Genomic DNA, 5,830 nt, shown 5'->3' with positions numbered 1-5,830 from the left:
GGAGCTCAAGTGTGTTCGTGTTTTCATGCGTGTTGCGATGCGGAGGGGGGGGGGGGGGCGGGGGCCCGGGCGGCCAGCCGACGGGGTCGACGAAGGACACCAACCCGTCGCGTTCCAGCTCGGCGACGATGGTGTCGCCCCAGGCGATGTACCAGTCGAGGTTGACTCGGCGCTGCTCAAGGGTGAGCGGCTCGGGGATGCGTTCGGCCGGGTCGAGGGCGGCCTGTCCGGATCCCGTATCAACCGGGTATCCGCCCGCCCGCCACGCATCGGTTCCACCGGCCAGCGCCCGCACGACCCGCCGCGGCGCGTGCTCGGCCGCCGCCAGCCGGGCCAGCCGGCCGTCGCGCGAGGTGAACACGATCGCGGTGTCGGGTGCCACCGCGGCCAGGGTGCGCGGCAGCGACGACCGCCGCGCCACCACCGATCCCGGGATATGGTGCCGGACATGCACATACGGGCTAGCCGGTTCGAGGTCGATGACCAGCGGCCGCGGCTGCGGACCGTCGAGCAGGGCGGCCAGCCGGTCGGCGTCGACGACGGGTGCGGCTGCCTCGGCCGTGGTCTGCACGGCTCCGGCAGCGCCGGTGATCAGGTGATCGTCAGGCCCGGGGAGATACACCGACACATCGGGCAGGCCGAGCTGGATCAGCCAGCTCGCGGTGGTCCTGGCCCGCACTCCGTCGGCATCGTCGAACAGGATCACCCGTCCGTTACGGCTGCCGATGTGAAAGTCGGTCTTCTGGACCAACTGGCCGCCGGGAACCGGACGGAAACCGTCGAGGTGCCCGGTCCTGAACTCCTCGTCGGTGCGCACGTCGAACAGGTACAGCGAACGCTCGGCGGCACCGACCAGCGCTTCGTCCAACTCGGCACGGCTGATCTCGCGCACGCCGAACCGCTCGCCGATGGCGCGGGCGGCGGCCACCGCACGGATCCGGTTGTCCTGACTCGGGGCGGCCGCTACCGCATCGTCGCCGCGGGCCGGCTCATAACCGGCGAGCAGCCAGGCGGTGGTGCCGTTCTCCAATGACACCACCGGATTGGGGAACCCCGCGTTAATCAGCGTCTGGGCGCCGATGATGGCGCGGGTGCGGCCCGCGCAGTTGACCACCACCTGGGTGGTGGGGCGCCGCACCTGGTCGAAGGCCCGGTACAGCAGTTCCGGACCGGGGGCGTCGATGCCACCGGGGATGCTGATCGCCTGGTATTCATCGAACGGGCGGGTGTCGAAGATGACGATGTCCTCCCCGGCATCGATCTTCGCTTTGAGCGCCTCGGCGGTGAGTCGCGGTGTGTCATAACGGCGTTCGACATATTCACCGAGGGCCTTGCTCAGCGAGCTGAAGTTGGTGATCAGGTGGTACCCGGCCGATACCCAGGCGGCGTTGCCGCCGTCGAGCGTCCACACCTGGGTGTAGCCGATCGCGCGGGCCAGCCCGGCGGCCCACTCGGACAATCCCTCGTCGTCCGCGGTGACCACGACGGGGACGTTGAGCCGGGGCGCCAGACCCGGCAACCGCAGCTCCACCTCGCTGGCCGGTACCGGCACCGCGACGGAGATGTGGCCGCCGGTATAGGCATCGCCCTCGCTGACATCGACCAGCACCAGATCCGCCCGCGCCTCCAGTTGCGCGCGCAGTTCGGCGACGGTGATCGTGGTGGCGTGGCGTTCGCGCGGCTGCGCGGACGCCGCCCCCTCGACGGAAAGTGTCATCGCTGCTCCTTCATCGGTGCCCCTGCACAGCGTGGGTTTCGAGGTGTCGGGAAGCAACGGCAATCGGCTACCAGGACCGTGTAGCTCCGCTTAACGATCGGAAAGCTCACTGCCCAACGGCCTTTCGTCAGGTCCCGACGACAGTGCGATCGCCGCCGTTGCGGAGGCGGTGCCGACGTCGGACAATGCGATCATGACCTCACCGCAACCGCACCAGACCGACACGACGCCCGCACTGGCCCCGATCGCGCCGAAACTCACCGAACTGGCCGAATCGCTCGGGGTCAAGTCGGTGTTGGTGATGCGCTCCGAACCGGACTCGATGGTGGTGGCGGCGACGGCGGGCGAGGCCACCAGGCACTACACCGTCGGCGCGGCGGGAAAGAAGGCCGGCGACGATGACGGCAGGGCACCGCTGTACTGCGAACGGGTGGTCGACACCGATGACGCGCTGTTCGTCCGGGATTCGCGGACCGATCCCACGTTCGCGGGTAACGAGGACGAAACCGAGTTCGGTCTGCACAACTACCTCGGGTTGGCCGTCCACGACGCGCAGGGCGATGTCGTCGGGACGGTCTGCGTCCTCGATGACAGCGCGCGGGAGTACTCCGAGGAACAGCGGGCCGAGCTGGAGAAGGTGCGCGCCGACGTCGAGAAGATCGTGCGGGGCGACGGGACCGCACTGCAGACGCCGTAGGAACCCTATTTTTCGTCGATCCTGGCCACGATCGCGCGGGCCATGGTGTCGGCCTGGTCGACGATATCGTCGCCGCACGCCCAGGTTTCGACGATCACATTGGCGGCCGCCGACATCGCATGGTGACATCCCCCACCGACCGAACCCTCCGGGGTGGACATCTGGCCGATCGAGGAGTCGGTGGCGGTGACCTCGCCGACGGTCCACCGCAACGGCAGGTTCTGCGAGTCGTAGGTCACGATCGACCCCACGCAGCCATCCCAGATCTCGCGGGAGGCGTCGAAGAAATTCCTCGCCCTGTCTGCCGACGGATAGAGCACCACGGCCTGTTCGAGCCAGTGCGGGTTGTCCGCACCGGGTTCACGCACGATCTGGTCGCGGACCGCCGTCCACCCGCTGTCGCCGTACACCAGCTCCTGCGCACCGAACGCAGCGCCGAGACAGTCGATATCGGACACCGCGGCGGAGTTGTCGTTCAGCTCGGTGAAATCTGCGTTGACCTCGAGGTCGGAGGACCCGACGATGTCGTTGAGGCGGTTGACGGGGATCAGCAGGCCGTCGAGGTCGGATTCGGCCAGCGTGGACTCGAACTTGGGGGCGTCGGGGTCCCGCAGCACCGTGCCACCGACCGTGCTGACGCATCCCGACAGCAGCCCCGAGGCGATCACGGCGGCCCCCGCCGCGGCGAGCCTGGTCCAGTTGGTCCTGGTGGCCATGTGCTCATTGTCGCCGACCAGGCCCACCTTCGGGGCTACTTCTTGGCCTTGTCACCCGCGGCGTCGGTGGACAGTGCCGCGACGAAGGCCTCCTGCGGAACATCAACGCGTCCAATCGTCTTCATCCGCTTCTTGCCCTCCTTCTGCTTCTCCAGCAGCTTGCGCTTGCGGGTGATGTCACCGCCGTAGCACTTGGACAGCACATCCTTGCGGATCGCCCGGATATTTTCTCTGGCAATGATTTTGGAACCGATGGCGGCCTGCACGGGTACCTCGAACTGCTGGCGCGGAATGAGTTCCTTGAGTTTGGTGGTCATCTTGTTGCCGTAGGCCGACGCCGAATCCTTGTGCACGATCGCACTGAACGCGTCGACCGCCTCACCCTGCAGCAGAATGTCGACCTTCACCAGGTCGGACTCCTGCTCACCGGCGTCCTCGTAGTCCAGGCTCGCGTACCCGCGGGTACGCGATTTCAGCGAGTCGAAGAAGTCGAAGATGATCTCGCCCAGCGGCATGGTGTAGCGCAGCTCGACGCGCTCGGGCGACAGGTAGTCCATTCCGCCGAGCTCACCGCGCCGGGACTGGCACAGCTCCATGATGGTTCCGATGAACTCGCTGGGCGCGATGATGGTCGTCTTGACCACCGGCTCGTGCACCTCGCGGACCTTGCCGTCGGGCCAGTCCGAGGGGTTGGTCACGACGATCTCGGAGCCATCGTCCTTGATGACGCGGTAGACGACGTTGGGCGAGGTGGAGATGAGGTCGAGGTTGAACTCGCGCTCCAGACGCTCACGGGTGATCTCCATGTGCAGCAGCCCCAGGAACCCGCACCGGAATCCGAACCCGAGCGCCACCGAGGTCTCGGGCTCGTAGGTCAGGGCCGCATCGTTGAGCTGCAGCTTGTCCAGTGCGTCGCGCAGCACGGGATAGTCCGAGCCGTCCACCGGGTACAGCCCCGAGTACACCATCGGCTTGGGTTCGCGGTAGCCGGTCAGGGCCTCGGTGGCGCCGCGGCGGGCCGTGGTGACGGTGTCACCGACCTTGGACTGCCGGACGTCTTTCACGCCGGTGATCAGGTAGCCGACCTCCCCCACCCCGAGGCCGGCGCTGGCCTTCGGTTCCGGCGAGACGATGCCGACCTCCAGCAGTTCATGGGTGGCGCCGGTGGACATCATGGCGATTTTCTCGCGGGGGGTGATCTTGCCGTCGACGACGCGGACGTAGGTGACCACGCCGCGGTAGATGTCGTAGACCGAGTCGAAGATCATCGCGCGGGCGGGAGCGTCGGCGTCACCGGTGGGCGGCGGCACCTGGCGCACCACCTCGTTGAGCAGTTCGACGACGCCCTCGCCGGTCTTGCCCGACACCCGCAGCACATCCGACGGTTCGCAGCCGATGATGTGGGCGAGTTCGCCGGCGTAGCGCTCCGGGTCGGCGGCCGGCAGGTCGATCTTGTTGAGCACCGGGATGATCGTCAGGTCGCGGTCCAGTGCCAGGTACAGGTTGGCCAGGGTCTGCGCCTCGATGCCCTGCGCGGCGTCGACCAGCAGCACCGCGCCCTCGCAGGCCTCCAGCGCGCGCGACACCTCATAGGTGAAGTCGACGTGACCGGGGGTGTCGATCAGGTGCAGGACATGTTCATCGCCGTCGACGGTCCAGGGCAGGCGGACGTTCTGCGCCTTGATGGTGATGCCGCGCTCCCGTTCGATATCCATCCGGTCCAGGTACTGGGCCCGCATGGAGCGGTCGTCGACGACGCCGGTGAGCTGCAGCATCCGGTCCGCCAGCGTCGACTTGCCGTGGTCGATGTGGGCGATGATGCAGAAGTTCCGAATCTGCGCCGGCGCAGTGAACGTCTTGTCGGCGAAGCTGCTGATGGGAATCTCCTGGTGAGCGTGGGTCTCGGGCACGTGGTGTGCGTCTCCAGGGTATCGAGCACCTGCCGTTACGACACAATCGCCGGGCCCGGCCGCCGCGCCGGGCTGACCTATGCTCGACGCCATGGCTTCGCAATGGAAGGCCTTCCAGCGGTTTGCGGGAAACCTCGTGTTCAACGAAGCGCCCAAGTTCGTCCGCCAGCTGCAGCGGCCGGAGACCATGCCGCGTGCGGTGCAGCAGGGAATTCAGCAGGGCCTGAAGCTCGGCCTCGGCGTCCTGGCCGGCGGCCCGGCGGAGTCCACACCGGAGATCACCGCGGGTCGCCCGGTGTCCCAGAACAGCGTTCCGACGGGCCACCGGGCCCGCAAACTGGTCTACGCCCCCGACCTCGACGGCCGGGCCGATCCCGGGGAGATCGTCTGGACCTGGGTGGTCTACGAGGACGATCCGACCAAGGGCAAGGACCGTCCGGTACTCGTGGTGGGTCGCGATCAGCGCACCCTGCTGGGGTTGATGCTGTCCAGCCAGGAGTATCACCGCAACGACCCGGACTGGATCGGCATCGGCACCGGAAGCTGGGACGACGACGGCCGGGCCAGCTGGGTCCGGCTGGACCGGGTGCTCGACGTACCCGAGGAGGGCATTCGCCGCGAGGGCGCCATCCTGGACCGTGACCGGTTCGAGGTGGTTGCCACGCGCCTGCGCGCCGAATACTCCTGGAGCTAGGTGTAATTCCCGGCCAGGTTGTGAACGCGTAGGCGTTCGATGGGGGTAAGTCCGCCGATACCAGTGTGGGCTCGGTGGTGGTTGTAGTGGTGCAGC

Annotated in this window: 5 protein-coding genes; 2 read left to right on the top strand and 3 right to left on the bottom strand. The window is 67.6% G+C overall.

Going from position 1 to position 5,830, the window contains the following annotated elements:
- Positions 1-1,717, bottom strand: a 1,717-nt coding sequence (locus ACWDTP_RS36960) for a rhodanese-like domain-containing protein (protein WP_450028180.1), incomplete at its 3' end; no start/stop codon positions are given.
- A gap of 193 nt (positions 1,718-1,910) precedes the next feature.
- On the opposite strand from ACWDTP_RS36960, the gene ACWDTP_RS36955 reads away from it, so the two are divergent.
- Positions 1,911-2,414 (top strand): GAF domain-containing protein, encoded by a 504-nt coding sequence (locus ACWDTP_RS36955; protein WP_450028179.1) that lies wholly within the window; start codon positions 1,911-1,913, stop codon positions 2,412-2,414.
- Positions 2,415-2,419: 5 nt separating this feature from the next.
- Here ACWDTP_RS36955 and ACWDTP_RS36950 read toward each other — a convergent pair whose 3' ends face one another.
- On the bottom strand, positions 2,420-3,130 hold the full coding sequence (locus ACWDTP_RS36950; protein ID WP_450028178.1) for a sensor domain-containing protein: 711 nt from the start codon (positions 3,128-3,130) through the stop codon (positions 2,420-2,422).
- 35 nt (positions 3,131-3,165) lie between these two features.
- Complete coding sequence (gene lepA, locus ACWDTP_RS36945) at positions 3,166-5,040, bottom strand: translation elongation factor 4 (protein ID WP_450028177.1); 1,875 nt, start codon at positions 5,038-5,040, stop codon at positions 3,166-3,168.
- 79 nt (positions 5,041-5,119) lie between these two features.
- Here lepA and ACWDTP_RS36940 point away from each other — a divergent pair, with 79 nt between their 5' ends.
- Positions 5,120-5,734, top strand: coding sequence for a type II toxin-antitoxin system PemK/MazF family toxin (locus ACWDTP_RS36940; RefSeq protein ID WP_450028176.1), 615 nt, complete (start codon positions 5,120-5,122; stop codon positions 5,732-5,734).
- The last annotated feature ends 96 nt before the right edge of the window (positions 5,735-5,830 follow it).

The organism is Mycobacterium sp. NPDC003449 (assembly GCF_053588415.1).
Note: the sequence above shows the minus strand (reverse complement) of the source record. Positions and strands in the feature narration are given on the sequence as shown.

What these genes read in the sequence shown, in the direction of transcription:
- ACWDTP_RS36955 (WP_450028179.1), top strand. Translation starts at nt 1,911, where the DNA reads ATGACCTCACCGCAACCGCACCAGACCGACACGACGCCCGCACTGGCC.
- ACWDTP_RS36950 (WP_450028178.1), bottom strand. Translation starts at nt 3,130, where the DNA reads ATGGCCACCAGGACCAACTGGACCAGGCTCGCCGCGGCGGGGGCCGCC.
- ACWDTP_RS36940 (WP_450028176.1), top strand. Translation starts at nt 5,120, where the DNA reads ATGCTCGACGCCATGGCTTCGCAATGGAAGGCCTTCCAGCGGTTTGCG.